The 26,069-nt window shown below is 73.6% G+C and carries 22 protein-coding genes; 8 read left to right on the top strand and 14 right to left on the bottom strand.

What is annotated here, in order from left to right:
• The first annotated feature begins 77 nt into the window (after window positions 1-77).
• Window positions 78-1,439: an anaerobic sulfatase maturase gene (locus tag JS756_RS31000; protein WP_205386586.1), complete on the top strand. Its 1,362-nt coding sequence runs from the start codon at window positions 78-80 to the stop codon at window positions 1,437-1,439.
• Between the two features lie 348 nt (window positions 1,440-1,787).
• Here the strand turns inward: JS756_RS31000 and JS756_RS30995 are convergent, their stop codons facing one another.
• Both JS756_RS30995 and JS756_RS30990 read right to left on the bottom strand, forming a co-directional pair.
• Window positions 1,788-2,777 (bottom strand): TIGR00341 family protein, encoded by a 990-nt coding sequence (locus JS756_RS30995; RefSeq protein ID WP_307791251.1) that lies wholly within the window; start codon window positions 2,775-2,777, stop codon window positions 1,788-1,790.
• Window positions 2,778-2,888: 111 nt separating this feature from the next.
• The gene (locus JS756_RS30990) at window positions 2,889-3,947 is read right to left on the bottom strand and encodes a hypothetical protein (protein ID WP_205386584.1); all 1,059 of its coding nucleotides are present in this window, start codon (window positions 3,945-3,947) and stop codon (window positions 2,889-2,891) included.
• A gap of 571 nt (window positions 3,948-4,518) precedes the next feature.
• On the opposite strand from JS756_RS30990, the gene JS756_RS30985 reads away from it, so the two are divergent.
• From JS756_RS30985 to putP, 3 genes are all read left to right on the top strand, one after another.
• Window positions 4,519-5,850, top strand: coding sequence for a ferredoxin reductase family protein (locus JS756_RS30985; protein WP_205386601.1), 1,332 nt, complete (start codon window positions 4,519-4,521; stop codon window positions 5,848-5,850).
• Between the two features lie 47 nt (window positions 5,851-5,897).
• Window positions 5,898-6,524 carry an FMN-binding protein gene (locus JS756_RS30980; protein ID WP_205386583.1) on the top strand — a complete coding sequence of 209 codons (627 nt, stop codon included), beginning with the start codon at window positions 5,898-5,900 and terminating at the stop codon, window positions 6,522-6,524.
• Window positions 6,525-6,717: 193 nt separating this feature from the next.
• Window positions 6,718-10,317 carry a sodium/proline symporter PutP gene (gene putP, locus JS756_RS37920; RefSeq protein WP_205386582.1) on the top strand — a complete coding sequence of 1,200 codons (3,600 nt, stop codon included), beginning with the start codon at window positions 6,718-6,720 and terminating at the stop codon, window positions 10,315-10,317.
• A gap of 318 nt (window positions 10,318-10,635) precedes the next feature.
• Here putP and JS756_RS30970 read toward each other — a convergent pair whose 3' ends face one another.
• The 9 genes from JS756_RS30970 to JS756_RS30930 all read right to left on the bottom strand — a co-directional run bounded on the left by JS756_RS30970 (window position 10,636) and on the right by JS756_RS30930 (window position 19,229).
• Entirely contained in the window at window positions 10,636-11,997 is a 1,362-nt protein-coding gene (locus JS756_RS30970) for a vWA domain-containing protein (RefSeq protein ID WP_438817359.1), read from the bottom strand.
• Window positions 11,998-12,041: 44 nt separating this feature from the next.
• Window positions 12,042-13,334 (bottom strand): AAA family ATPase, encoded by a 1,293-nt coding sequence (locus tag JS756_RS30965; RefSeq protein WP_240204618.1) that lies wholly within the window; start codon window positions 13,332-13,334, stop codon window positions 12,042-12,044.
• A 149-nt stretch (window positions 13,335-13,483) separates the two neighbouring features.
• Window positions 13,484-14,998: a hypothetical protein gene (locus JS756_RS30960; RefSeq protein WP_205386580.1), complete on the bottom strand. Its 1,515-nt coding sequence runs from the start codon at window positions 14,996-14,998 to the stop codon at window positions 13,484-13,486.
• A 244-nt stretch (window positions 14,999-15,242) separates the two neighbouring features.
• Window positions 15,243-15,530, bottom strand: coding sequence for an SCO5918 family protein (locus tag JS756_RS30955; RefSeq protein ID WP_205386579.1), 288 nt, complete (start codon window positions 15,528-15,530; stop codon window positions 15,243-15,245).
• A 63-nt stretch (window positions 15,531-15,593) separates the two neighbouring features.
• Window positions 15,594-15,929, bottom strand: a complete 336-nt coding sequence (locus JS756_RS30950) for a CBS domain-containing protein (RefSeq protein ID WP_205386599.1) — start codon at window positions 15,927-15,929, stop codon at window positions 15,594-15,596.
• Between the two features lie 148 nt (window positions 15,930-16,077).
• The gene (locus tag JS756_RS30945; RefSeq protein WP_205386578.1) at window positions 16,078-17,613 is read right to left on the bottom strand and encodes a DEAD/DEAH box helicase; all 1,536 of its coding nucleotides are present in this window, start codon (window positions 17,611-17,613) and stop codon (window positions 16,078-16,080) included.
• Window positions 17,614-17,850: 237 nt separating this feature from the next.
• Entirely contained in the window at window positions 17,851-18,054 is a 204-nt protein-coding gene (locus JS756_RS30940; RefSeq protein ID WP_205386577.1) for a cold-shock protein, read from the bottom strand.
• A 233-nt stretch (window positions 18,055-18,287) separates the two neighbouring features.
• Window positions 18,288-18,626, bottom strand: a complete 339-nt coding sequence (locus tag JS756_RS30935; protein ID WP_205386576.1) for a helix-turn-helix domain-containing protein — start codon at window positions 18,624-18,626, stop codon at window positions 18,288-18,290.
• 315 nt (window positions 18,627-18,941) lie between these two features.
• Window positions 18,942-19,229: an STAS domain-containing protein gene (locus JS756_RS30930; protein WP_205386575.1), complete on the bottom strand. Its 288-nt coding sequence runs from the start codon at window positions 19,227-19,229 to the stop codon at window positions 18,942-18,944.
• Between the two features lie 463 nt (window positions 19,230-19,692).
• Between JS756_RS30930 and JS756_RS30925 the strand changes: the two genes are divergently transcribed.
• Window positions 19,693-20,196 (top strand): hypothetical protein, encoded by a 504-nt coding sequence (locus JS756_RS30925; RefSeq protein WP_205386574.1) that lies wholly within the window; start codon window positions 19,693-19,695, stop codon window positions 20,194-20,196.
• Window positions 20,197-20,693: 497 nt separating this feature from the next.
• On the opposite strand, the gene JS756_RS30920 is transcribed toward JS756_RS30925, so the two are convergent.
• Window positions 20,694-21,713, bottom strand: a complete 1,020-nt coding sequence (locus JS756_RS30920) for a chitinase (protein WP_205386573.1) — start codon at window positions 21,711-21,713, stop codon at window positions 20,694-20,696.
• Between the two features lie 230 nt (window positions 21,714-21,943).
• Here JS756_RS30920 and JS756_RS30915 point away from each other — a divergent pair, with 230 nt between their 5' ends.
• Window positions 21,944-22,270 (top strand): hypothetical protein, encoded by a 327-nt coding sequence (locus JS756_RS30915; protein WP_205386572.1) that lies wholly within the window; start codon window positions 21,944-21,946, stop codon window positions 22,268-22,270.
• A 218-nt stretch (window positions 22,271-22,488) separates the two neighbouring features.
• Here JS756_RS30915 and JS756_RS30910 read toward each other — a convergent pair whose 3' ends face one another.
• A complete protein-coding gene (locus tag JS756_RS30910; protein WP_205386571.1) occupies window positions 22,489-24,090 on the bottom strand; it encodes a helix-turn-helix domain-containing protein in 1,602 nt (533 codons plus the stop codon).
• Between the two features lie 205 nt (window positions 24,091-24,295).
• On the opposite strand from JS756_RS30910, the gene JS756_RS30905 reads away from it, so the two are divergent.
• Entirely contained in the window at window positions 24,296-24,622 is a 327-nt protein-coding gene (locus JS756_RS30905; RefSeq protein WP_205386570.1) for a hypothetical protein, read from the top strand.
• Between the two features lie 310 nt (window positions 24,623-24,932).
• Window positions 24,933-25,700, top strand: coding sequence for a hypothetical protein (locus JS756_RS30900; RefSeq protein WP_205386569.1), 768 nt, complete (start codon window positions 24,933-24,935; stop codon window positions 25,698-25,700).
• Window positions 25,701-25,771: 71 nt separating this feature from the next.
• Here JS756_RS30900 and JS756_RS30895 read toward each other — a convergent pair whose 3' ends face one another.
• Entirely contained in the window at window positions 25,772-25,954 is a 183-nt protein-coding gene (locus JS756_RS30895) for a hypothetical protein (RefSeq protein WP_307791249.1), read from the bottom strand.
• Window positions 25,955-26,069 lie beyond the last annotated feature (115 nt).

Below are 26,069 nucleotides of genomic sequence, written 5' to 3'. Positions count from 1 at the left end.
GTGCCGGCCGGGGGAACCTTCCGGCGTCACCCGTGGCGGGTGACGCCGGACGCCCGCCCGGCCCCCATCCTGGGGCGATGAGCACCGTGGACCTGCCCGCCCCGACCGTGCGGCGCCGGCCGTTCCATCTGCTGGCCAAGCCTGCCGGGGCGATCTGCAACCTGGACTGCACCTACTGCTTCTTCCTGTCCAAGGAACTGCTGTACGAGGGCAGCAGATTCCGCATGGCGGACGATCTGCTCGACGCCTACATCCGGCAGCTCATCGAGGCGCACGGCCCGGCACCCGAGGTCACGGTGGCCTGGCAGGGGGGTGAGCCGACGCTGATGGGCCTGGACTTCTTCCGCAGGTCCCTGGAGTACGAGCACCGCCACGCCCGGCCCGGCCAGCGGATCGTCAACACCATCCAGACCAACGGCACGCTCATCGACGCCGAGTGGGCCCGCTTCTTCCGGGACAACGACTTCCTGGTCGGCCTCTCCGTCGACGGCCCCCGCGAACTGCACGACGCCCACCGGGTCGACAAGGGCGGCAGGCCCACCTTCGACCGCGTCATGCGGGGGCTGGACCACCTGCGCGAGCACGGAGTGCAGTGGAACGCGCTGACCACCCTGCACGACGCCAACGCCGGGCACGGCCGCGAGGTGTACTCCTTTCTCCGGGACGACTGCGGTGCCGCCCACATGCAGTTCATCCCGATCGTGGAGCGCACCACCGCCGACGCCCTGCCCCTCGCGAACGACGGCTGGGGCGCCCGGGCCGAGGACCGGCCCCTCTACCGGCAGCAGGGCGACCGGGTCACCGAGCGGTCGGTGACCGCGCGGCAGTACGGCCGGTTCCTGATCGACGTCTTCGAGGACTGGGTACGCACCGACGTCGGCCGGGTCCACGTCCAGATGTTCGACGTGGCGCTGGCCAACTGGTACGGGGAGCAGCCCTCGCTGTGCGTCCACTCCCGAACCTGCGGCAGCGCCCTCGCCCTGGAGCACAACGGCGACGTGTACTCCTGCGACCACTTCGTCGAGCCCGATCACCTGCTGGGCAACATCGGCGAGCGGCACCTGCTGGAACTGGTCGACTCGCCGCGGCAGCGGACGTTCGGCCAGGACAAGCACGACACGCTGCCCCGGTACTGCCTCGACTGCGACGTCCGCTTCGCCTGCCACGGCGGCTGCCCCAAGGACCGTTTCGACACCACCCCGGACGGCGAGCCGGGCCTCAACCACCTGTGCGCCGGCTTCCAGGAGTTCTTCCGGCACGTCGACGCCCCGATGCGCACGATGGCGCAGCTGCTGCGGCAGGGGCTGGCCCCCGCGCTGATCATGCGCCAGTACGCGACCGCGGACGCCGACCGGCCGCACAACGCGCCCTGCACGTGCGGCGGCGGACGCAAGTGGGCCCGCTGCCACGGCCGTCCGGTCGCGGCGGACCCGTCGTAGCATCCGCCGTTCCGCGCGGCCCGTGCGGCCCGTGCCGGCGGCGGGACTTACGGGTCCCGGTCCCTCGGCGCCCCGTCGACCGGGTTCCCGGATCGCCTCCCTCGGCCCCCGAAGGCTTCCCGGCGCCTCCCGGGGACGGCCCGCCCCGCTGCTCGTGCGCCGACCGGCCGGCCCCCTGCCCGGTCCCCGACCGCCCGGTCGACGGCCCGGCCCCCCGACGGCTCTCAGCAGGCCGGGCGAAGTCCGCAGCGGTCCGGCAGCGCCCGAGAACGCGCGGGGAACCGCGCGACCGGCCACGACGGCGCAGCGGCCGGTGGACGTCGTACCGCGACGATTCCGGCGCAGCGCTCAGCCCCCGACCGTTCCGGCCTCGACGCGCCGGCCGCGCGTGGCGTCCACCACGACCGGGATGCCGTTGGGGATCTGTCCCTGGAGATCGTCGAGCAGCGTCTGCACCGGCGGAAGCTCCCCGGGGACGCGGACGTGGATGTACAGCGTCTGCGACTTCGCGTCGACACTCGTGACCTCCGCCCCCGGCGAGTCGGCGAGCCACTCCTCCGCGGCGGTCTTGGCCCGGCTGGTCCAGGTGTTGATCAGGAACGTGAGGGTGGTGTTGGCCGCCAGCGGCACGAACACGACGATGAAGAGCAGGGCCATGCCGGCCAAGGCCCGCCGGGCGGGCCGCCCGGCCACCTGCTCGGTGCTGGCGCGGTAGGCGAGAGCGGCGAAGACCACCATGCCGCCGAAGACCAGGGCGAACAGGTTCGACACGAACAGCACCAGGGCGCCCAGCGCGAGGACCCCAGCCAGACGCCCCAGGCAGACCCCCACCACCACGAGCGGCGGCACGAGGGAGATCGCGATCGCGACGCCCGGCAGCACGGCGGCGACGTCGCGCCGGGCCAGGGCCACCGCACCGGCGAAGCCGGTGGCCAGCGCGGCGATCAGGTCCATCAGCCCCGGTGACGTGCGCGAGGAGATCTGGCTGTTGGCGAGCAGGTCGTAGTCGCTGGGCAGCACCAGCGAGAACACCAGCCCGACCGCGATCACCAGGGTGCACGCGGACAGCACGACGGCGACCGCCCCGATCCGCCGCCGCTGCACCGACGCCAGGGCGATGCCCATGATCGGTGTCGACAGCGGCGCGATGATCATCGCGCCGATCACGGTGGCCGTGGAGTCCGTGAGCACCCCTCCGACCGCGATGACCGACGACAGCGTCAGCATCGTCCAGAAGGCCGAGCGCTTGGACCTGGTGTCCCCGGACGACAGGTCCAGGTCCTGCGCCAGATCGTCCAGCGAACGGCGCTGGGAATCCGGCAGAACAAGGGCACGCACTGCGCTGAGCATGCCCTCACGTAAGCACGAGCGGCAGCGCCGGGACGGGCGCGACACGTCCGCCGCACCGACCCGCTCGGGGCGACGCGGGCCGGCGGGACCGGTGCGGCGTCAGGAACTGCGCCGTCCGCGCCGCGACGACCCGCGGGAGCGCCTCCCGGGCCTTCCGGTGGAACGGGAGTCGGGCTCCCCGTGCACGGCCCGCTGGTTCTCCCGCCCCGATTCCAGGACCGCGTCGACGATCTTCCCGAAGTTCTCCTCCCGCAGCCCGCTGTCCTGGATCCGCTCCGCGACGCGCTCGGCGGTGAGGAGGTAGCCCTCGATGACGGGCTGGCTGAAGTATCGGTTCATCTGGGACAGGGTGCGGTAGTAGACGATGACGTAGGTGCGCCCCAGATATCCGGAGAAGACCGTGCCGAGGACGGCGATGCTGCCGACGACGACACGGTCCGCCCGGCCGGTGGCCACGACGGTGGTGAGAGTGCACAGCGCCAGCACGGCCAGTCCGACGGCGATGGCGATCAGGCTGTTCCGGAAGGCTCGCCTGGCCTGCTGCGTCGTGGTCTCGTGATACTGGTTCAGCCGCGCCCGGTTGTACTCCAGCAGGCTCGGCAGTTCCATCTTCTCGCGCAGCCGCTCCGCCGCCTGTTCCAGCTCGCCCTTCACCTCGGCGCGCAGACGCTCGTCCGCGCGCGAGAGGGACTTGAAGATCAGCAGGGCGACGGTGAAGAGGCCGAGGATGACCGCCAGGTAGATGAAGAGGGCGAAGATCAGACTCTCGCGGGACAGATCGCCCGTGCCGGCGCTCTCCTTGTGCGTCTCCAGATAGAAGACGAGCGACGCGATCGCCGTGCAGACGAGCAGCGCCGCGAGGACGAGGATGCCGAAGGAGACGGCCCTCGCCACCTTCCGGGCGTTGTTCACGTCGAAGTCGAAGGAGTCGGTCAGCTTCTTCAGCACCCACGCCGAAATGCCGTTGTCCAGTTCCCTGATCCACTCGAAACGCAGCGGCGCCTCGCTCTTCCCGGGTCCGTCCTCCGCGCTGCCGGCGGTCTCGCCGTCCGTGATCCTCGCGGGCTCCCCGTACTTGCCCGTCCCGGACTCGCCCTCCCCGGATCCTGCAGCGCCGGTCCCCCCGGCGCGGGGCTCCGTAACACTCTCCTCGCTCATGCCGCTTCCCCCTCGCGACGCGGGCCCGCGTCGCGCGGACCACCTCGGCCGTACCGGGACTGTTCCCCGCACGGCCATGGACGACCCACCGCCACAGGGGCGTTGCCCCGTCCGCGGCAGTGGGTCGGGCCGGCCACCCGGTCGTCGGGCTCGTCCGGCGCTCCCCGCGTCCCGGCCATGGCGCTCACCGCGCCCCGGGGCGACGGCGCGGACCACGCAGCCGGAGCACGCGAGCGGCAGGCCCGCTCGGAGCCCGGGGCCGGCGCCGGCCCCGGGCAGGGGGAACTGCCCGCGGAAGTCGGGGCGCGACCGTCCCGTCCGGCGGTGGTTCCGTCCGGCGGTGCCTGCGGCGGCCGGTGACGCCCGGCTCCGCCCGTCCGCTGGGAGAGGTGGCCGCGGGAGGCAGGTGCTGCCCCCGCCGCCCGCCCCGGGGCCGACCGGAACGGTGCCCTTCACCACAACCGACGATTTTCAGCCACTGGCCGATGTACGGTGCCGGGACTGCAAGGCCGGAAGAGGAAGATCAGCCTTGACGACGATCCAGCACAGCCGGGCGGGACGACGGCAGGCCATGCGCCGGATCCGCCCCCGGCGCACACCCACGGCCCCCCTGCTCGCGATCTTCTGGACGGGCCCGGCCGCCGTGCTGTGGCTGTGGTGGCACAACACTCCCGCCGTCGCCGCGACCGCCGCCGACCGGATGGTCAACGCGGGCCGGATCACCGGACTGCTCGCCGGCTGGGCGATCGCCCTCGTGATCGCCCAGATGGCACGCATCCCGGCCCTCGAACGCCGGGTCGGTTCCGACCGCGCGGTCCGCTGGCACGCGCGCACCGGCCGCTACGCACTGTGCCTGACCCTCGTGCACGTGGTGCTGACCCTGTACGGGTACGCGCTGCAGTCGGACACCGGCATCCGCGAGCAGACCGTCTCCGTCGTCACCGGCTACCCGAGGATGCTCGAAGCGACCGCGGGCACACTGATCCTCTTCCTCGTCGGTCTCGTGTCCGTCGGTGCCGTGCGCCGTCGCATGCGCTACGAGCTCTGGTACCACCTGCATCTGCTCACCTATGCCGCGGTGTACCTCGCCTTCTGGCACCAGCTCGCGACGGGCGACGAGTTCGTCGCCGACGCCGCCGCCCGCACCGCCTGGTACGCCCTGTACCTCACGGTCGGCGCCCTGGTCCTGTGGTACCGGGTGCTCACCCCGGTACGGCTCAACCTCCGGCACCGCATGCGGGTCGACTCGGTCGTGCAGGAGGCACCGGGTGTGGTCTCCGTCCTCATCCGGGGCCGGCGGCTGCACCGCCTCGGAGCGGAGGCCGGCCACTTCTTCCGCTGGCGCTTCCTCGCCCCGGGGCTGCGCTGGAGCGCCAACCCCTACTCGCTCTCGGCCCCGCCCCGCCCCGACCTGCTGCGGATCACCGTCAAGGCCGTCGGCGGGCACAGTGCGGCGCTCGCCGGGGTGCGGCCGGGCACGCGCGTGTGGGCGGAAGGGCCCTACGGCGCGATGACCGCGGCCCGCCGCAGGCGCGGCAAGGTGCTGCTGATCGCCGGCGGCGCGGGCATCACACCGCTGCGGGCGCTGTTCGAGACACTGCCCGGAGCCCCGGGGGACCTGACCCTGCTCTACCGGGCCCGCACCGCCGACGAGCTGGCGCTGCGGGACGAACTGGAGGAGATCGCGGACGCCCGGGGAGCCCGGCTGCTGTACGCGGTCAACAGCCCGGAGGGGCGGCGCCCCACCGTCACCGCGAAGGCGCTGCGCAGGATCCTGCCGGACATCGCCCGTCACGACGTGTACCTGTGCGGGCCGCCGGGACTGGCCGAGGAGTCGTACGCCGCGCTGCGCGAGGCCGGCGTCCCGCACCGCCGCATCCACCACGAGTCCTTCGAGTTCTGAGGCGGGCCGCCCGTGACAGCCGCCGCCCCCGATGCGCTGGAAACCCCATGAGAAAGAAACATCCCTTCCGCCACGCCCTGCTCGCCACCGTCGGCACGGTGTCCGGCCTGGTGCTGCTGCTCGCGCTGAAGCCCACCACGGACCCCTCGCTGGCCCAGGCCGGACGGGCGCAGATCGGGATCACGGCCGCGGCCTCCGCGCCCGCCACCCCGTCGGCCTCCGCCACCGCCTCTCCGTCCGCCGCTCCGTCCGGGTCGGCCTCGCCGAGCGACACGCCCGGGAAGGACTCCGCCGGGCCCTCGTCCACGGCGACGGCGTCCGCGTCCAGCGCACCGGCCGCCCCGGCGCGGACGAGCAGCGCCCCCTCCGCCCCGAAGACCACGACGGCGGCGCCCGTCACGCGTTCGGTCACCGGCGCCACGGTCCAGACCAAGTACGGCCCGGTCCAGGTGCGGATCACCCTCAGCGGCAGCAGGATCACCGGGTCGACCGCCGTCCAGTACCCCGACGACGCGGCGCGCAGCAGGGACATCTCCTCCATGGCCGTCCCCAAGCTCGACCAGGAGACCCTCCGGGCGCAGAGTGCGCAGATCGACACGGTGTCCGGCGCCACGTACACCAGTGCGGGCTACCGGCAGTCGCTGCAGAGCGCCCTGGACCGCGCGGGCCTCTGAGCGGTCCCCCGAACGCCGTCTCCCGCCTCCCGCCGCGTGCGTCCCGCGCCTCGTGGGGGTGCCGCTTCCGCGCGGTCGGTCCGACGAGTCGCCCCCCGACGACCTCGTTCTGTAGATTTGTACCGCCGGGCACACCGCTGCCCGGCGCGCCGACGGCCGCGCCGGCACGCATGAGCCTCGCAGGCGAGGACATATGTTCGACTTGAGCGCGCCGATCGTGACCACATTCCTGGTGTATGTGGCCGCTGTGATCGGAACGGGTGTCTGGGCGTACACCCGCACGCACACATTCGCCGACTTCGCCCTGGGAGGCCGCCGGCTCAACGCCTTCGTCGCCGCCCTGTCCGCGGGCGCGTCCGACATGTCCGGCTGGCTGTTCCTCGCCCTGCCCGGAGCGGTGTACGCCGCCGGCGTCGGCGCCAGCTGGATCGCCGTCGGACTGATCGTCGGCACCTACCTGAACTGGTTGTTCGTCGCCCCGAGGCTGCGCACCTACACCGAGCGCGCCGGAAACGCCGTGAGTCTGTCCGCGTACCTGGAGCAGCGGTTCGAGGACCGCACCCGGGTGCTCAGGATGGCCTCGGCCGCGGTCACCCTGGTGTTCTTCACCGTCTACGTCGCCAGCGGGCTCGTGGCCGGCGGACTGCTGTTCAAGAACGTCTTCGACATCCGCTTCGGACTCGGGGTGACCCTCACCGCCCTGGTGATCGTCATCTACTCCTGCCTGGGCGGATTCCTCGCCGTGAGCCTGACGCACGTCATGCAGGGCTCCCTGATGTTCCTGGCCCTGCTCGTGCTCCCGCTGACCGGCATCGCCGCCCTCGGCGGCTTCGGCGACCTGGGGGACGCCCTCGACGCCAAGGCGCCCGGACTGCTGGACATGGGCACCGAGGTCCACTACTCCGGCGGCCAGTGGTCGCCGGGCGGGCCGCTCGGCGTCGTCGCGATCGTCTCCCTGCTCGCCTGGGGCCTCGGCTACTTCGGGCAGCCGCACATCCTGGCCCGCTTCATGGGCATCCGCAGCATCCGCTCCATCCCCGCGGCCCGCCGCATCGGCACCGGCTGGGTCGTCGTCGTGCTCGGCGGCGCCACCCTCGTCGGTCTCGTCGGGATCGCGCGCCTCGACGCACCGCTGGCCAACCCGGACACGGTGTACATCGTCCTGAGCCGGACCCTGCTGAACCCCTGGATCGCCGGGGTGATGCTGATCGCCGTACTGGCCGCGATCATGTCGACCGCGGACAGCCAGCTCCTGGTGTCGTCCGTGGCCCTCACCGAGGACTTCTACCGCGCCCTGTTCAACCGGCGTGCCTCGGACAAGGCACTGGTGTGGGTCGGCCGGGGCGCCGTCGTCGTGGTCATCGTGGTCGCCTTCGTGATCGCGCTCAGAGCCGACGGCCTGCTGAGCATCGTCGCCTACGCCTGGGCGGGCTTCGGGGCCGCCTTCGGCCCGGTCGTCCTGCTCTCGCTGTACTGGCCGCGCATGACCTGGGCGGGGGCCATGGCCGGGATCGTGTCGGGGGCGGCCACCGTGCTGCTGTGGAAGCGGGTCAACCCGGTGCTCGGGCCGTTCGAGTCGGGCATCTACGAGATGGTCCCCGGCGTGCTGATCGCCACCCTCGCGGCCCTGGTCTTCGGCAGGTTCGTCGGCCGGCCGCCGAAACGGGCCTTCTGGCGGATGCCGGGCGGCGGGGTGAACCAGCTCATGCTCACCCCGTTCCTCGCCCAGGCCCCGGTCGGCATCGCCGTCCTGGACCTGGACCTGCGCTACGTCTGGGTGAACAAGCCGCTGGACCGCATGATCCCGCTGGAGAAGCGGCTCGGGCGGGAGGTGGGGGAGGTGCTGCCCGGGCAGGACGCGCAGGCCTTCGAGGAGCGGATGCGGTCGGTCCTGCGGACCGGGGAGCCGGTGATGGACCACGAGTTCCGCGGCGCCAGCCGCGCCGACCCCTCCCGGGAGCGGGCGTACTCCGCGTCCTTCTTCGCCATGACGGACCGCCAGGGCCGGCAGGTGGGCATCTGGTACATGATCATCGATGTCACCGAGCGCTGGCGGGCACAGGAGCGCCTCGCCCTGCTGAACGACGCCGGTGCCCGGATCGGCAGCACGCTGGACGTGACGCGGACCGCGCAGGAACTGGCCGACGAGGCCGTGCCGGCCCTCGCCGACTTCGTCGCCGTGGACGTGCTGGACGCCGTGATCCGGGGCGAGGAGCCCGCGCCCGGACCCGTCGACATGACACCCGTCATCCGCCGCGCGGGCCAGCGGTCGGTACGCCACGGCTCCCCGGAGGCGACCCTGGCCGTGGGGGAGACGGTACGGCGCGCCCCCTCGTCCCCCGTGACCCGCTGCCTGCTGGAGAGCAGGACCCTGGTGGAACGGACCCTGGACCCGGACACCAGCGCCTGGGTGACCGAGGACCACTCCCTGGGCGCCGCCATCCGCGGCTTCGGCTTCCGCTCGCTGATGGTCGTCCCCGTCCGGGCACGGGGCGTCACCCTGGGGGTGGCGACGTTCGCCCGGTCCCGGCCGGGGGCTCCGTTCGAGGACGACGACGTACGCCTCGCGGAGGAGATCGTCTCCCGCGCCGCGGTGAGCATCGACAACGCGCGCCGCTTCACCCGCGAGCGCACCGCGGCCCGTTCCATGCAGAGCTCGCTGCTCCCGCAGAAGCTGACCGGCGGGTCCGCCCTGGAGGTGGCGTCCTGGTACCTCCCGGCGGACGCGCCGAGCGGCGTGGGCGGCGACTGGTTCGACGTCATCCCGCTCTCCGGAGCCCGCGTCGCCCTGGTCGTCGGGGACGTCGTCGGCCACGGCATGAACGCGGCGACCACCATGGGGCGCCTGCGCACCGCGGTCCGCACGCTCGCCAACCTGGACCTTCCCCCCGACGAACTGCTCGCCCACCTGGACGACCTGGTCATCGGCCTCATCGGGTCTCCCGACGGCAGCGAACCGGCGGAGGACGGGGCCGAGACCGTGGGTGCCGCGTTCATGGGCGCCACCTGCCTGTACGCCGTCTACGACCCGGTCAGCAGGCGGTGCACGCTGGCCCGCGCCGGACACCTCCCGCCTGTGATCATCGGCCCGGACGGCGGTTCGGCGGAGGTTCTCGACCTGCCCGCAGGGCCGCCCCTCGGCCTCGGGTACCTGCCCTTCGACTCCGTCGAGCTGGAACTGCCGGAGGGCAGCCTCGTCGCCCTGTACACCGACGGCCTCGTCGAGAGCGTCGACCGCGACATCGACGTGGGGCTCTCCCGCCTCGGCGACGCCCTGACCGCGCCCGGACCGACGCTGGAGGACATCGGCGGCAAGGCCGTCGACACCCTGGTGACGGGCCCCCCGTCCGACGACGCGGCCCTGCTCCTCGCCCGGACCCACGCCCTGGCCCCGGACCGGGTCACCTCCTGGGACCTGCCGAGCGACCCGGCCGCCGTGGCCGAGGCCCGCACTCTCGCCGTCCGCCGGCTGACCGAGTGGGGCATGGACGAGCTGACGTTCACCACGGAGCTCATCGTCAGCGAACTGGTGACCAACGCCATCCGCCATGCCTCCGGACCGGTCCGGCTCCGCCTGATCCGGGACCGCGGTCTGATCTGCGAGGTCTCCGACGCCAGCAACACCTCTCCGCGTCTGCGCCACGCCCGCACCACCGACGAGGGAGGGCGGGGCCTGCTGATCGTGGCCCAGCTCGCCCAGCGCTGGGGCACCCGCTACACACCGACCGGCAAGACCATCTGGACGGAACAGGTCATCCCCGCCGAGGTGCTCGCCGCGGAGGCGGTCGAGTAGGGCCGTGACGCGCGGCAGATCACCCCGGCGGCGGCCGGTCGGTGCGGGGCGTGAGCGGAACGGGCGGTGGTGGGCGTCCGGAGGCACGCCGACGGTGCGGTTGAAGCGCAGGCTCCCGGCGGTGCCCCTGCCGGTGGCCGCCGCGACGGCGTCGATCTCAGCCCGGCGGGCGGGGCCACGTCGACATCCGCCCGGCCGGGCACGATCACGATGCCCGCATGCCTCACCTCGGCGCGCCCCCGCACCCCCGGGAGGGGCCGACCGGCCGCCACCGAGGGCACCCTCCCCCCGGGTCGGACCACCGCGCACCGCGCCCGCTCAGCCGATCGTGACGACCTGGGCCCAGGACGGCGGCGTGTCCGGGACGTAGTCGGGGTCCGTCTCGTCCACGGCGCCGGCGGGGCGGGGGAACAGGCCGACCACGGTGCGGCACGGCGGCGGTGCGGAGGGCCAGGGTGTCTGGCCGTCCGTCAGGGCGACGATCACGTCCGGGCGCGGGCCGGAGCGCAGTGCCCGGGCGAAACCGGAGCGCAGGTCCGTTCCCCCGCCGCCGACGAGAGCGATGTTCTCCGCGCGGCAGAGCGGGACGGCGACCCCGGCCGCCGCGTCGCAGGAGATCACCGAGACCAGGTCGCGGCGCCCGCCCACCGCCCGGGAGATCGCCGCCACCTCCAGCAGCGCGCTGCCCAGCTCGGCGTCGCTCACCGACCCGGAGGTGTCGATCACGACGCAGACCCGGGGCGGCGTGCGGCGCAGACTCGGCAGCAGCACCCCGGGGACACCGGCCGAACGCCGGGACGGCCGCCGGTAGCTGTGGTTCTCGCCCACACCGGGCGAGCCCGCCGCCGAGCGGACCGCCGCCCCCAGCAACCGCCGCCAGGGCTGCGGAGGGTGGAACGCCTCGTCCGCCCACCGGCGCCACCCCTCGGGAGCATCGCCCGGCCGGCCCCTGATGCCCTCCGCGACGCGGAAGCGGACCGCGTCCCGCTGCTGCCTGCTCAGCCCGTGCGCCCCGTCGGGCCCCAGCTCCCACGGCCTGGCCTGCCCGTCGGCACCGCTGCCGCAGTCCAGCCAGGCCAGGTCCGCGACCAGCCCGGACAACGACGCCGACCGCAGGTACTCCTCCATCAGCAGCCCGTCGGCCAGCCCCAGCAGCCCGGGCAGCACCGCCCCGGTGGGCAGAGGCAGCCCGTCACCGTAGATGTCGTCGTTGATCTCGAAGTCGGCGGCGATGTTCCGCCGCAGCCTCTCCCGGCCCTCGGCCGGGTGGACCCCCGTCCCGCCGCGCCCGCCCGGCCCGTGCGCCTCGTGCTCCCGCGCATACCGCTCGCCGCGCGCGTGGTGGTCCCGCAGCAGGTGGGAGACCTCGTGCACCCAGACCCCCGCCAGTTCCTCCACCGGGGTACGTGCGACGAAGCCGGGGGACACGTAGCAGCGCCAGTGCGCGTCCACCGCCATCGTCGGCACCGACGGGTCCTCCACCACGTGCAGCGCGAAGAGCGCGGAGGCCAGATAGGGGCGGACCTTCACCGCGTGCAGGCGGGCGGCCAGCAACTTCTCCCGGTCCAGGGAAAGTCCGGGCCGGGCGGCCGGCGCACCGGAGCCGCCCGGCGCGCGGGTCCCGGCCGGCGGCCCCGGCGCGGCGGCCCGCACCGGGCGCGGCGGCGCGGGCCGGGGCATCGGGCGCGGCAGCGGACGAGGTGCCGCACGCTTCGCCGCCCCCGTCATCGGGACCCCCTCTCGGCCCGCCCGGTGGCGGCCGTGGCCCGCCCCACCGACCGGTCCGCCCGCCGGGCGAGACCGATCACTCCGGCCAGTCGCTCCACCGACTCCGGTACCTCCCAGTCGTCGCGCCGCAGCGCGGCCAGCGTGGTCGCCGGTGCGACCAGCAGGTCCGGGGCGCCGGTCTCCAGGGCGCGGACCAGCACCGCCCAGCCCGCCTCCCACCGTTCCCGTTCCGGTCGCGCCCCGACGGCGGCCACCACCGCCTCCAGCGTCGCCTGCCGCAGATCGCCCCGCACCGGCAGCTCCGCACAGGCCGGATCGGCCAGCAGCGTCTCCGGGTCCGGCAGCTCCATGCGGTCCAGATGCGCGAGGAGTTCCAGCCCCGGCCCGTCCCCCACCGCGCCCCGCACCAGCAGCGCCAGCACCTCCCGGGACACGGAGGCCGCCGTGCCGAAGGCCAGCAGGGTCAAGGCCGCCTCCCAGCTCCGCGGCGAGGGCCAGGCACCTCCGCGCCGCGTCTCGGTGGTCGGCAGGCGGTGGATCAGCGTCGGCCGGGCCTCCAGGAAGCCGCAGACCGCGCGCCGGGCGAAGGCCACCGCCTCCGGCAGCCGCTCCGGAACCAGCCGGGGCAGCTCGGCCCGGGGCCAGACCCCACCCAGCCCGCGCACCACCACGTCCCGGTCGTGCACCCAGGACAGGTGCACGAACCGGTTGGCCAGCGGAGGACTCAGCTCCCATCCGTCCGCAGCCGACGCGCGCGGATTGGCGGCGGCCACGATCCGTACCCCCGGCGGGAGTTGCAGCGCCCCGACCCTCCGTTCCAGGACGACGCGGAGGAGCGCCGCCTGGACGGCCGGGGTGGCGGTGGAGAGTTCGTCCAGGAAGAGCAGCCCGCGCCCGGCCCGTACGAGCTCGACGGCCCACTGCGGGGGAGCCATCGGTACCCCCTGCACCGCGGGGTCGTCGCCCACGACGGGCAGCCCGGAGAAGTCGGACGGTTCGTGGACGCTGGCGATCACCGTGGTCAGCGGCAGGTCGAGGGAGGCCGCGAGCTGTGTCAGGGCCGCCGTCTTGCCGATGCCGGGCTCACCCCAGAGCAGCACGGGCAGGTCGGCGGCGACGGCCAGGGTGAGTGCTTCGAGTTGCTCGTCGGGGCGCGGCTCGGTACCGGTGGTCCGCAGCAGGGCCAGGAGCCCGTCGGCGACGGCGAGTCGGCCGTCGGCGAGGTCGGCGGGGTCGGCGGCCGGAGTCGTCGCGGCGGGGGCGGGCAGGAGTGTGCTGGGGGTCGTCATGGCATCACCAGGAGTGTGTCGAGGGGACGGGGCGGCCCGTCCCGGATGTCGTCGGGGTGCGTGGCGCGGAGCGCGCGGTGCCGCGGTACGGCGGTGTGGGAAAGCGGCGCCGCCCGCGGAAAGCGCCGGACGGTCAGCGGGTCAGCGGGTCAGCGGGTCAGCCCGGTCCGGGGCCGGGCACGGCTGGAGCGCTTGCGGCGCATGTCGTGGGGGACGGCTCGGTCGAGCCGGGGGCGGTGGCTCACCTCGGCGTGCCGTGCGCCCGGGGCGCCCGCGTCGACCGCACCGGCGGCGGGGTGTTCGTCGACCAGCCCCGATCGGAACAGCCCGTGGTCGACACGGCGGGCCAGGGCCGACTCCAGTTCCTCCCGGAGCGGACCGTCGCGCAGCACCGCGGCGGGGCCGAGCAGCCCCTCGACCACGTCGAGGGCCCCGGCGGCGTCACCGTGGGCGATCCGTTCCCGGACCGCCGGCAGTGCCTCGGGGCTGCGGTGCACGGCGTCGATGGCCCGCAGGCACGGCAGCGCCGGCCCACCGAGCGCCACCAGCAGTTCCTCGCGCCGCAGTTGCGCCGGATCGTGGTCGACCGCCGTGAGGACGCCGTCCCGCAGCGCGATGCGGTGCACCTCGCCGCGGCACGTCACCCGGTGCGGATCCCCGGCCCCGGCAACGGCACCGGGGATCGGCGCCGGGACGGCCGACGTCTCCGCGCCGGACGGCGTGAGTGCCGCGGCGACGAGCGGATGCAGCCGCTCGGCCGTGATCAGCCCGGCCCGCAGCAGTTCCAGGTCCGGGAGGACCCGGGCCGCCGCCTCCGGGAGCAGGGGGAGCGCCGCGACCTCCTGCGGCGGCAGCGCCTCCCGCAGCGGCCGGAACGTCGGGGTGTGGCTGTCGTCGGGCGCGACGAGTTCGAGGACGGCGCGGCTCCGTGCGCCGAGCCGTACGGTGAAGGCCCCCCTGGGCGGGCGTCCCTCGGCCCGCAGCAGCACCTCCGCCTCGGCGGCCCAGCCGGCCACCGCCCACGCCGACGCATCGCGGCCGGCCGGAGGTTCCGGCAGATGCGGCCGTACGGAGGCGGAGGGCACGTTCGGCGATGGCGCCGTGGACGGGTGTCCGCCCGCGCCGCTCCGCCGCCCCAGCTCGCCGCTCCGCCGTCCGTCCCACAGGTGCCGGTGCAGGTCGAGCCGGAAACGCCGGTCGGGATGCGGATGCGGATGCGGATGCTGTCCCGGGGAACCGCTCCCGTGCCCCTCCCACAGGGCCAGGGACATGCGCTGTCCCGCGTCCGCCCAGGCCGGCGGCGTCCGCACCACCAGGTGCAGGGGTGCGCCGCCGGAACCGCGGTGGCGGGCCAGGGAGAGGGTGAGGCCGGGGCGGAGCCGCCCGTCCGGGGCGATCCGGGGCATGTGCCAGCGGAGCAGGTCCGGCGCGAGGAGGCGCAGATCCGTACGGAGGCGGGTGGCGAGGTCGGAGCCGTGCCGGTTGCGCACGGCGCGCAGATCGAGGTCGACGTCGATCCGGGCGGCGGCGCAGGCGCCTGCCCAGTCACCGACCGCACGCCGAGCGGTCGCGTTCTCGATCATGGACGGTGGCACGGCGTACGCGCGCACGCGCTGCCACATCGACAGGTGGGCCGGAATCCCGTTCGCGGAGTGATGTGCCATCAGCACTCACCCTGAGCGAACGATTCCCCCAATCCGAGCGAGGAGTTGTTCTTCATCGCCGTCATCGTAACCATGCCGATGTCGATCTGTCAGGCGCCATTCCCGGACCGCTCGGCGGAGCGCGACGGCCGGCGCGCCCGTCGCGCTCCCGGGCGCGGGGCGCCGTCGGGCGCCCCGGCCGGCTCCGCCACCTCGGCGTCCTGTCCGTGGACGGCACGTCATGGGCCGGCGGGTGCGGGGAGCGTCACCAGCCGAGCGGGTTCCTCCCGGCACGCGGATCCGCGGCCGGCGGCGCCGGCTGCGCGTCGTGGCAGGTGAAGCCGAGGCGGGTCAGCGCCCGGCGCATCTCACCCGTGGTGAAGTCCCGGCGGCTCAACCGGGTGACCGCCTCCCCGACCTGCATCACCGGGTAGACGCGGCGGCTGATGGTCACGGACACGCCGGTGACGGTCTCGGGCGTGATGCCGTCCATCGATTGCTCGACTTCACTCTTGGTCAGGTCGAAGGGGTAGTGGGCGATGACACAGCGCATGGATGCCTCCACGGGATGAGGAAGAACGCCTCGGGGGACGACCGGCGTCGGCCGGCCGGGCGGTCAGGGGGTGAGGGCGAGGACGCCCAGGGCGTAGCCGTGTTCGTCGATCACCGGGGACGCGTCCAGCGTCCGGTCCCGCATCGCGGCTTCCGCGTCGCCGAGCACGGCGGCGGACGCGGTGAACGGCCCGCGGTCGAGCGGGATGTCCCGCAGCCGGATCCGGTCGCTGTACCAGGAGCCGCCGCGGTGAGCGGCGAGCCGGGCCCGGGTGACCCGTCCCGTGCACCGCCCGTCCTCGTCCCGCAGGAGCAGGTGTGGGACGCGGGCACCGATGAGCACGGACCGGGCCACGTCGACCGTCATGTGCTCGTCGACCTGCGGACCGGGAGCGTGCATGGCGTCGCAGGCGGTCGGACCGGTGCCGGCGCCGCCGCCGCGCGAGGTCCGGGGTGGATACGGAGCCAAGGGCTCCTCCTCTTCGTCGGGGCGGTCGGTCGGTGGTCGGCCCCGCCCGGCCGCCGGAAGCGTGTCCCCCGTGCCCGGGCTATGCGTCGTTCCTCCGGGCGGAGCGACGCGTCCGGGCGGCGCTCCGGCCCCTGCGGTTCCGGGCGGTGGATCCGTCGTTCTCACGGCGTCCGCCGGCCGGTGCGGTCAGGGTGACGGGAACACCGGAGGGCGTCAGGGCGCCCGTGATGCGATGCAGTTCGGCCTCACCGGGACGGATCCGGGCGGTGCGCGCGGTGATGCCGGCGTCGGTCATCAGCCGGTCCACCGCGCGCCGCTGGTGCGGCAGGACGAGGGTGACGACGGTGCCGGACTCGCCGGCGCGGGCGGTACGGCCGCCGCGGTGGAGGTAGTCCTTGTGGTCGCCGGGAGGGTCGACGTTCACCACCAGGTCGAGGCCCGCGACGTGGATGCCGCGGGCGGCGACGTTGGTCGCCACCAGGACCGTGACGTGGCCGTCCTTGAACTGGGCGAGCGTCCGGTTGCGCTGCGCCTGGGACTTGCCGCCGTGCAGGGCCGAGGCGCGCACCCCGACGGACAGCAGGTGCTTGGTGAGCCGGTCCACCGCGTGCTTGGTGTCCAGGAACATCAGCACGCGTCCGTCGCGCGCGGCGATCTCGGTCGCGGCCGTGTGCTTGTGGTCCTCGTGCACGTGGAGGAGGTGGTGCTCCATGGTGGTGACCGCCCCGGCGGGCGGGTCGACCGACTGCACGACGGGATCGTGGAGGTAGCGGCGCACCAGGAGGTCGATGTTGCGGTCCAGGGTGGCGGAGAACAGCAACCGCTGCCCGCCGGACGGGACCTGGTCGAGCAGCGCGGTCACCTGGGGCATGAAGCCCATGTCGGCCATCTGGTCGGCCTCGTCCAGCACGGTGACGGCGACCTGGTCCAGCCGGCAGTCCCCCCGCTCGATCAGGTCCTTCAGCCGGCCGGGCGTGGCGACGACGACCTCGGCGCCGCCGCGCAGCGCCGTCGCCTGACGGCCGATCGACAGGCCGCCCACGACGGTGGCGATCCGCAGCTGCAGGGCGCGCGCGTAGGGCGTGAGCGCGTCGGTGACCTGCTGGGCCAGTTCCCGGGTGGGGACGAGGACGAGGGCGAGCGGTTGCCGGGGCTGGGCCCGCTGCCCGTCCAGGCGGGCGAGGACCGGGAGGCCGAAGGCGAGCGTCTTGCCCGAGCCCGTACGGCCCCGGCCCAGGACGTCCCGGCCGGCCAGGGCGTTCGGCAGGGTCGCCGCCTGGATCGGGAACGGCGCGGTCAGGCCGCCGGCGCCGAGCGTGGTCAGCAGCCTCGGCGGCATGTCCAGTTCGCCGAAGGTCTCGACCGCCGGCAGTGGTTCGGTGCGGGTGACCGGCAGGGCGAACTCCTGAGGGCGCGGGGCGGAGCGTGCGCCCTGGCCGCTCTTTCGCCCGCCGCCCCGGCGGGGGTCCTGCCCGCCCGACCGCTGGTTGCGGGAGCGGCCGCCCGGAGCGGAGCCGGACGAGCCCGCGGACCTTCTGTCCGCTCGGAAGCCACCGGAGCCACCGGAAGTACGGGAGTCACCGCCGGCGCGACCGGTGCGGCTGGTGCGGTTCATGGAGGAACCTTCCTCGATGCGGCGCATCGAGGAATTCCGTCCGGCGGCGATGGCCGCGCGAGGATTCGCAAGAATGAGCCGAAGAAAAAAGAATCGCCGGGCCTCGTACGACGAAGCCGGGACGGCCGGATGCCCGGAAAGAAAGAGGGGAAACACAATGGGCTGGGGCCCGCACCCATGAGCGCGGGCCCCAGCCACATGTTGCGCGAGCCTGGCTCGCAATGTTATGCGTCAGCGTCAGGCGGGAACGATGTTCTCGGCCTGCGGGCCCTTGTGGCCCTGCGTCACGTCGAAGGTCACCTTCTGGCCTTCCTGAAGCTCACGGAAGCCGGAGGTGGCGATGTTCGAGTAGTGGGCGAACACGTCAGCGCCGCCACCGTCCTGCTCGATGAAGCCGAAGCCCTTTTCCGAGTTGAACCACTTCACGGTGCCAGATGCCATACTTGAATCTCCCTTTGGGGGGCAGTGCCGAACTCCGCACTTTACGGGTCCGAGTCGCCGCGATGATCACCCCTCCGGAAAGATCCGGAAAGCTCTGCAAAGAAAAAAATTCTCTGGCAACCAAAACTGCAACTGAAACCACGCTAACACAGGTCCGACGGAAACGGCCATGCGTATTGGGGGGCGTCCGGAGTTCCGACCACGTCGGCATCCGTATTTCTGCATCGGCGGGACTAGGTATCCGTGCCGCGCTCGTCCAGTCTCCGGCGCATTTCCCGGTTCAGGCGCAGGGCGTCGTCGAGCTGGTCCTCCAGGGAGACGATGCGGCACGCGGCCTCGATGGGGGTGCCCTGGTCGACCAGTTCCCGGACCCGGCCGACGATCCGCAACTGGCTCCGGGAGTACCGGCGGTGGCCGCCCTCCGAGCGCAGCGGCGTGACGAGTCCGGCACCGCCCACAGCGCGCAGGAAGGCGGGCGTGGTGCCGAGCGCGGCAGCGGCCCGCCCCATGGTGTAGGCGGGGTAGTCGTCGTCGTCGAGGTTGCCGGCGACGCGGGCTTTCTCGGCTGGCATGGCACCTTCGTTCGGGGACGCGGCGAGGGGGCCCGGGCGGGCCTGGTGCCGCTTCCGAGGGAATCGGCGCCATCCGTGTCGTGTCGTGCGGCAACCCTAACTCCGGCAGGCGAGGAGATGTGGGCTCGCCATGACAGATTTTCCGCGCTGCCCGTTCGGCGCGGAAGGGCGCGGCTCGCGTTCGGGCCCGGCACCGGAGGGAGCAGCCCTGAGGTGCCCTCCCGCGTGGCCCCGGGCGGCGCGCCGGACGCACGCCCGGCCCGCTGCCGGACGGTGTGCCTCATCTGACGGGCGTGTCGGCCCGGCCGGGTGCGGTCACCGGCGCCGCCCGACCGGCCCCGGTGCGCCGTCGCCGGCCGTCCGGCCCTCCCAGGCGTCCTGCGCGCCGGCGTAGGCGGGGAAATGGCGCAGGAGGCCGCTGTACCGGAAGACCAGGTCGGTCGTGTGGGTGTCGTGGACGACGCGTACCCGGCCGTCACGCGCATGGCAGTCGGACCACGCCTCGCACAGGGGCGCCAGGATGCTGCCGTCGGTGAAGGTCACCTCGCTGAGGTCCACGACGAGGTGCAGCCGCCCCGGCCGGGCCGTGGACTCGTGTTCCACGGGGACCTCCTGGCAGGTGCCGGACCCGTACCGCGCACGCGGTCGCGGCCGGGGCGCCGCGTGCGGTGTCGGCGCTGCGGCGCGTTTCCACGGCGGCCCGCCCTCGAAGGGCGTGCCGGGTGAGGGGAGCGTGCCCGGCACACCCTTCGGGCGGTCCGGCCGGGAGTACGGTGGAGGTACCGAGGGCACGCCGCGCACCGGCGCCGACACCGGTGCCGCTCTCGGCGATCGACGACACCGGGGCGGTCTCGGTCCGCGCCGGGGCAGGGCTCGCCCCATGATCGCGCAGGTGTTCCTTCCGACGGCCCCGACGAACCCGAACGTCCCCGCGCCCAGGTCCGCACCGGGCGGCCCGTGTCGGCGTGCTCCGGGCAGGACGAGCCGGGAGCGGGGATCCTCGCCCCGCGAGGGGGAGCGCCTCCGTGCTCTGACCCGTCGTCAGGTCGAGGACCGCCTGGAGGAGTTGGGTGCTCTGTACGCGGAGACCTCCGGTGGCGGCCCTTGGGCGTGGAACCAGGAGCGTGCCGCCTTTCTGAGGCATCTCGCGGCCGATGCGCGGCGACCGGGGTTCGCCCTGCTGATCTCGGAGACCACCGGCCTGACCGGATGCGCCTACGGGTTCTCCGCGGGCGGCGCGGGTTCGTGGTGGGAGGGCTTCGACGGGCACCTTCCCCGCGGGCTGCTCCCCCGGGAGGCGGCCGGTGAGCTCTTCGTCGTCTCCGGGATCGTCGTTCCGTCCCGGGTGCGCCTGGAGCACCAGGACCGCCCCTGGAACCTCGCCCGGCGCATGCAGCGGCGGCTGCTCGCCGACCACCGGGCCACGCTCGGCGTCACGCTGGTGGACCCCCGGGACGACACGGCCGTCGAGACCCTGCGGTCCTGGGGGTGGCGGAGCGCCGGGGACGACCCCCATCCGGCTCTGCCGCCCGGCCCGCTCCGCCTTCTGGTCCTGGCTCCGGGGACGTGAGCCCTGCCGTCGGCCGTGCCGCCCCGGACGCGGGAGCCCCGGCGGTCACCGCCCGGGCGGATTCCAGGTCCCCGGGCTCCTCCGGGCCCGCGGGCTTCCCCGCGGACATCACCCGGGTCCGGGACGGTCGGCCGGCCCGTCGACCGGCGTCTCGGCGACCGCGGTGATCGCGCCCTGCTGCGTGGCCCTTCGCCGTCGGAGCCCCGGCTGCCCACTCCCGCACGCGTGACGACGGCGTCCGCCGTGACGGCGCCTGTCCCGTGCCCGGTCACCGGCTCGATCACCGCGTTCGGGACGGCACCTGTGGCACGCCGGTCCCGTGGACGTCCGGGCCTGCTCGGCCCCCCGCGTCCGTGCATCGACCGTGATCCGCGCACGGGCGGGCTGCACGCTGCGACAGGCGGGACGGGTGCGCGGCTCCCGGGGCGGGCGACGAGGGCGCGCGCGGAAGGCGGTGCCCTCGTCGGTGACCGCCGCTTGCCGGGGTGAGCGGTGCCTCAGCCCGCCAGGGCCTTCGCGAACGCCCCCTTCTCCTGATCCACCCCGCTGCAGTCGGGCCGTGCGCCGCCCGACGAGGTCCCGCCGTCGCACGGCCGGTCCCGGAAGGTCGCCCACATCGACACCCAGGCCAGGCCCTTGTCCTCGGCGAACGACCGCACGTCGGCCGCGTCGGACAGGGTGAACGTTTCGCCCGGGACGTCGTTCACGCCGATCATCGCCGTGAGCGCGAGGCCGTGCCAGGCGTCGTCGTCGGTCGACGCGAAGACGTCCTTCAGTTGCCCGTGGGCGGCCTTCGCCGCGGAGATCGCGTAGTCACCCATGTCGCCGGAGTACGACGTGCCGTAGTTCATCGCCATGATGTTGACGGTGGAGACCTTCACGTCGTTGTCGTCGGCGGAGCCGAGGACGGCGAGGCCGTCGTCCGTCAGCCCGGAGGGCGTGACGGGGAGCGTGAAGGAGACCTTCAGGTCGGCGCGTTCCTTCTGGAGGATCGCGATCGCCCGGGAGCGCAGGGCGATCGAGGCGGAGTCGGTCAGCGCCTTGCCCTCGATGTCGAAGTCGGCCTGGGTCGCGTCCGCCGCGTCGAGGGCCTTGCCGTACGCCTCGGCCAGCGCGGCGGCGCTGTCGCAGGTCTGGGACAGGTCCGTCCCGGCCGCTCCGCCGAAGGAGACGCGCACCCCGGCGCCGGACTCCTTCAGCGCCGAGATCCGCGACTTCACCGCGGAGTTGCCCACGGGGTAGGTGCCGCTCCACTTCGGGGCGCAGCCGCTGCCGTCGGAGAGCACGAATTCCAGGTTGTACGTCGACGGGGAGCCGGTCGCGTCGGTGTCCGTGGCGGTCGTGGCGCTGACGTACGGATGGAAGGGCGTCGACGACGTTCCCGACGACGGAGCGGACGCGCCGGCTGCGGGGGCCCCGGCGGCCGTCGTGGAGCCGTTCCCGCCCGAGGAGCAGCCCCCGCAGGCCAGTGCCACCAGGCAGGTGAGTCCGACAGCCGGCTTCAGGGGACGTCTCATGCTCGTGCACTCGCTCTCGTCAGGTTCGTTCCGGGGCATGGGTGTTCGCTCCGGACGACCATTAATCCACAGTTCTCTCGGTCGGGAGAGCGGCATACGCACGGCGTGTTCGAACGCGTGAGGGGCGGGGCGGGCGGCCGTCCCCGGACGAGGGCCCGGGCGTACGGACTTCCAGGGCCGCCCCGCCCGTCAGGTTCCGGCCACCCGAGAACGGGAGCGCCCGGCACCTCGTGCACGGCGCGAGCGCCCACGCCACGGCGCACAACCGCGTGGATCTGCTGGGCGGACTCGTCGCAGGGGCCGGCTTCGACGTCGGCGGACAGGGCGACGTACGGCCCTGGCTCTCCTACGTGCGGGCCACGCGGCCGCGACAGCGGCACGGCGCCGGCCCCGCTCCTCAGGACGAGCGGGCCGCCGTGCCGACCGCACCCCGGGCGCCCCCCCCGGGCCGTGCCGGTGGCGTACCGGCGCGGCGCCGACCGGACCAGCCGGTCGCGCCCGTCGTCGACGAGGCCGAGACCGGGCCGGTGTGGCGCCGGGATCGCCGGCACCCGTGACCACCGGCACCCGTGACCACCGGCACCCGTGACCACCGGCACCCGTGACCACCGGCACCCGTGACCACCGGCACCCGTGACCACCGGCACCCGTGACCACCGGCACCCGTGACCACCGGCACCCGTCGGCCGCCGGCCTGCTTGTCCCGTACACCTCGGTCCCGGAGCCTGGGCCTGGCACATCCGCCCGTGGGCCACCGTTCACCGGTGTCCAAGTGCTACAACAAGGCGCTGGCGCGTCGATGGCCGGGGATGCTCAGCCACCAAGCCGCGGCCGTGCGTGCCGCCGGAAGGGAACCGGGCTCCGCCGCAATGGCGGTGAGCAGATCGTCGCGTGACGCCATACCGAGCGCGTAGACCAGGCTCTCCAGCGTGGCAGCGGTCGTCGGGTCCCGGTCGCTCAGCCACGCGGCGTGATGGTGGGCGACGGCGTCCCGCAGGAAAGCGCCGGCGGCATGGTCGGCCGCCACGTGGCCCAGACCGCGTACCGCGGCGTACGCGACGACCCGCGGTACGCCCGGCGACACAGCCAGCCGCTGCAGCAACCCACGGTGCCGGTGGTCGCCGAGCACGCGCAGCGCCTCCAGCAGCGGAATCGCGAGCTCTTCCTGCCGGACGGCCATGGGGCGTATCAGCTCCGCCGCCAGCGCGTCCGCGAGCACCGGGCGGTACGGCGTGGCTGCGAGCAGAAAAGCGGCGTAGAGCCGGACGTCGAAGAGCGGACTGGTCAGAGCCTCGTTGATCAGAGCGGTCGGTACCGGGGGATGGCACACCCGATCGGACTCGACGGCGCCCAGACACGCCGCCACCCTGCACACGGCCACCGCCATGGGTGCACGGGCATCCTGGGCGAACACGTCGGTGTGCCGCACGGCCGATCTCCCGGGAAGCGTCGCCCTGCCGCTGCGGCCGAGCACCATGTGGGCGTACTCGGGGTGCACCGTGGACAGATGCCGGCGCAGCGGCTCGATCTGGTCGCCGAGCGGGCCGGCGCCGGTGGAATCCCGCACCACCCGCACGAGAGTCCTCAGCTGCATCTCGTCGAAGTGTCGGTAGTTCACCTTGCGGAAGCAGGCCATGACCGCGCCGCGGTGGGCCAACAGCCCACTGGGCTGGGTGAGTTCGCCCAATACCAGGTCGGCCGCGTCGGGGTGACCGCAGTTGTCGAGGGCGCAGACGATCTCGGTGGCCGTCAGCCGTGCCCGTTCGGCGGCCATCGCTCCGCACACGGCGATGACCGTACGGCCGCCTCGTCGGTGGTTCAGCAGACGGTTGAGCGACTCGAAGCGGAGCATCCACGGCAGATCGTCGGCGATCACCATCTCCTCGACGAGCCGTTCCGCGAGCCGGGACCAGGTGCCGGACGGCATCAGCACCACGTCGGGACGCGCACACAGTCCGTCCACGAGTTGGTCCCAGTCGTCACCGGTCATCACGTCGTCCGACACCGCCTGCTCCAGCAGATCCTCGACGGGCCGTGCCGGGACACCGCCCGGATCGACGTCCAGGACGGGGCCGGGTGCCCAGTAGCGCCACACCGTGCGCGCGGTGGCGGTGAGCAGGTTGCGCGGAAGTCCGAGCAGTTCCTCGTAGCGGCGAACAGCCGGCCAGGGAACGGGCTTTCGTCCCGTTTCCCAGCGCGAGACGGTGCTGGCGCTGACGTCGCGGTCGTACGCCCCGCCGTGGAAGGCGGCCGCGAAGGCCGACAGCGACCTCAGCGGTCTCTCCTCGGCCAGCAACCGGTTGACCCGTAACAGCCAGGCGATGCGGGCGCGCCGTCCCGGTGCGGCATCCTCGCCGACCGCCGCATGTGCGTTCATACGACCAGTGTGGCGGAAGTCGGACATTGCCGTGGCAAGGAAGACAAAACTCACTGTCATACCCGGATTTCTTCGGCCCGAAGACCGGCCTTGCAACACCCGAGGAGGTTGGCAACGCACCGGGGCGCGACCTCCGCCCACGCGATACCAACGTGGAACCGACCTGTGGGGAACAAGGACTTGAGGAAGCTTCAGAGGGGGGCCGATGGCAACGGTTCTGGCCCTCGGGCACGTGCTCGGGGTGGCGATCGCACTGTGGACCTTCAACGCCCGAGCGGGAGGCTCGTTCTGGCACGGCGTCCCACCGAGCCTGCTGCTGATCAGCCCCGAATGGTTCATGGTCAGCGCCGGCAAGGCGATCGGCTGGGAGATCACACTCGTCGTATGGCTGGCGAGAGGGAAGCCCTCCTCGCCGTGGGGTGTGCGGCCCGGTAGCCGTTCGGGCCGGATCACCCGGCTCACTCCGGCCGAACGCGCCGCACGCGACCGGGCGATGCAGGCCGCTGAGCACAGCCGGATCCCCGAAGGGTGAGCCGGCTGCCACCGGGCCGGCACCCGAACGGGCAGGGCACCTCACCCGCCACGAGAACGGAGTCCGGCCCGGGCTGCACGAGAGACGACGACGTCTGCTGCGGCGATCGCCGAAGCCGCAGGACGTTTCGGGCGCCTTGTTGCCCGAAGTGACGGGGAAGCGCCGGCTCCCCGACGACGTGCAGGCCTTGCCGCAACTCCGGCCACGTCCGACCGAACTCCACCGACGAGCAGCACGTCAAGGTCGGCTGAGACGAGACCCGGGACTGCTTCCGGGGGTGTGAGCCGAAGAACGGAAAGAGGATGAACCGATGCAGATCCTGCAGAGGCTGCTGGCGCCCAGACGCCTGCCACCCACCAAGGACGGCTACCAGGCCCCCTCGGACGCCCTGGCCGCCGGCTGGCAGTGCGGCAACTCGGAGTGCGGGGAGACCGGGTACTTCGCCGCTCCCCGCCCCGGCATCCCGCGTCGCTGCGAGGTGTGCGGGAGCGGTACGTACCCCCGGCACGCCTGGCCGTGGCAGCACGGTGAGCGACGGGCGGAACTCGACGCCCTGCTGTACCGGGCGGAGCGGGAGGACGATGCCCACCTCGCCCTCCTCGTCCGCTGCCACCTGCTGACCTGGACGTTCGAGGACCACTTGATGAGCGGTTACCGGCGTGACGCCCTGGTGGCCCTCGACGACGCAGATGCGAAGCTGCGCGTGGCGACGCGCGAGAGCCCGCACTTCACGGAAGGCCCGTACCGTTCTGCCCTCGTCGTCGGAGCCCTGCGCAGCGGCGGTCCGGACATCGCACTGCGGGTGCTCGACCCGTGGGTGGCGCTGGCCCGCGAGCAGGGACCGGGCTACGGCAGGCACCTGAAGTCGGACAACGCGAGCCGCACCAATCACCGATCCCTGGTGAGCGCCTGCCTCGGCTGGCTGGCGGACGAGCAGACAGGGGGGCATCCCCGGTACGACACCGTCGTGGGCTGGACCTCGGACACCGCGCGGGCTCCGCACGTGCGGGACTGGCTGACCGCCGATCAGGACGAGGCGCTGACCCTCCTCGACCGCCGATCGCGGTTCCGCCGCTGACGGCGGGGGCATCAGGGCTCCCCGGGGGCACGGACTCCCCGGCACGACGCTGGCGCGACGTGCGCCCCGGTTCACTCGAGAACGACGGTGAGGATCCCGGTCACGGCCGTGACGGCCACACCGAACAGTGTCACGGTCGCGGCGAAGGCCACGGCGGCGCGGGTGGCCGCCGCAGGCCAGGTTGCCTGGTCCAGGCGGGCCAGCCATCCGGCGCCCACACCCACGATGACGGCGACGACCAGGACGACCGTCACACAGACAACCCCCAACAGGAGGGAACCCATTGACACGGCAAGCAACCTCCGGTGCAGAGGCCCCGTGGCCGGGGCCGACCGAGCGCCGTCGGGCGGCGCCTCCGGGATTCCGTCC

Origin of the sequence: Streptomyces actuosus, assembly GCF_016921115.1 — a bacterium.
Lineage (GTDB): Bacteria > Actinomycetota > Actinomycetes > Streptomycetales > Streptomycetaceae > Streptomyces > Streptomyces actuosus_A.
This window is presented reverse-complemented; position numbering and strand designations above follow the sequence as displayed.

What these genes read in the sequence shown, in the direction of transcription:
- JS756_RS31000 (WP_205386586.1), top strand. Translation starts at nt 78, where the DNA reads ATGAGCACCGTGGACCTGCCCGCCCCGACCGTGCGGCGCCGGCCGTTC.
- JS756_RS30945 (WP_205386578.1), bottom strand. Translation starts at nt 17,613, where the DNA reads ATGAACCGCACCAGCCGCACCGGTCGCGCCGGCGGTGACTCCCGTACT.
- JS756_RS30990 (WP_205386584.1), bottom strand. Translation starts at nt 3,947, where the DNA reads ATGAGCGAGGAGAGTGTTACGGAGCCCCGCGCCGGGGGGACCGGCGCT.
- JS756_RS30920 (WP_205386573.1), bottom strand. Translation starts at nt 21,713, where the DNA reads ATGAGACGTCCCCTGAAGCCGGCTGTCGGACTCACCTGCCTGGTGGCA.
- JS756_RS30900 (WP_205386569.1), top strand. Translation starts at nt 24,933, where the DNA reads ATGCAGATCCTGCAGAGGCTGCTGGCGCCCAGACGCCTGCCACCCACC.
- JS756_RS30960 (WP_205386580.1), bottom strand. Translation starts at nt 14,998, where the DNA reads ATGGCACATCACTCCGCGAACGGGATTCCGGCCCACCTGTCGATGTGG.
- JS756_RS30935 (WP_205386576.1), bottom strand. Translation starts at nt 18,626, where the DNA reads ATGCCAGCCGAGAAAGCCCGCGTCGCCGGCAACCTCGACGACGACGAC.
- JS756_RS30905 (WP_205386570.1), top strand. Translation starts at nt 24,296, where the DNA reads ATGGCAACGGTTCTGGCCCTCGGGCACGTGCTCGGGGTGGCGATCGCA.
- JS756_RS30955 (WP_205386579.1), bottom strand. Translation starts at nt 15,530, where the DNA reads ATGCGCTGTGTCATCGCCCACTACCCCTTCGACCTGACCAAGAGTGAA.
- JS756_RS30910 (WP_205386571.1), bottom strand. Translation starts at nt 24,090, where the DNA reads ATGAACGCACATGCGGCGGTCGGCGAGGATGCCGCACCGGGACGGCGC.
- JS756_RS30940 (WP_205386577.1), bottom strand. Translation starts at nt 18,054, where the DNA reads ATGGCATCTGGCACCGTGAAGTGGTTCAACTCGGAAAAGGGCTTCGGC.
- JS756_RS30965 (WP_240204618.1), bottom strand. Translation starts at nt 13,334, where the DNA reads ATGACGACCCCCAGCACACTCCTGCCCGCCCCCGCCGCGACGACTCCG.
- JS756_RS30950 (WP_205386599.1), bottom strand. Translation starts at nt 15,929, where the DNA reads ATGCACGCTCCCGGTCCGCAGGTCGACGAGCACATGACGGTCGACGTG.
- JS756_RS30970 (WP_438817359.1), bottom strand. Translation starts at nt 11,997, where the DNA reads ATGCCCCGGCCCGCGCCGCCGCGCCCGGTGCGGGCCGCCGCGCCGGGG.
- JS756_RS30980 (WP_205386583.1), top strand. Translation starts at nt 5,898, where the DNA reads ATGAGAAAGAAACATCCCTTCCGCCACGCCCTGCTCGCCACCGTCGGC.
- putP (WP_205386582.1), top strand. Translation starts at nt 6,718, where the DNA reads ATGTTCGACTTGAGCGCGCCGATCGTGACCACATTCCTGGTGTATGTG.
- JS756_RS30985 (WP_205386601.1), top strand. Translation starts at nt 4,519, where the DNA reads ATGCGCCGGATCCGCCCCCGGCGCACACCCACGGCCCCCCTGCTCGCG.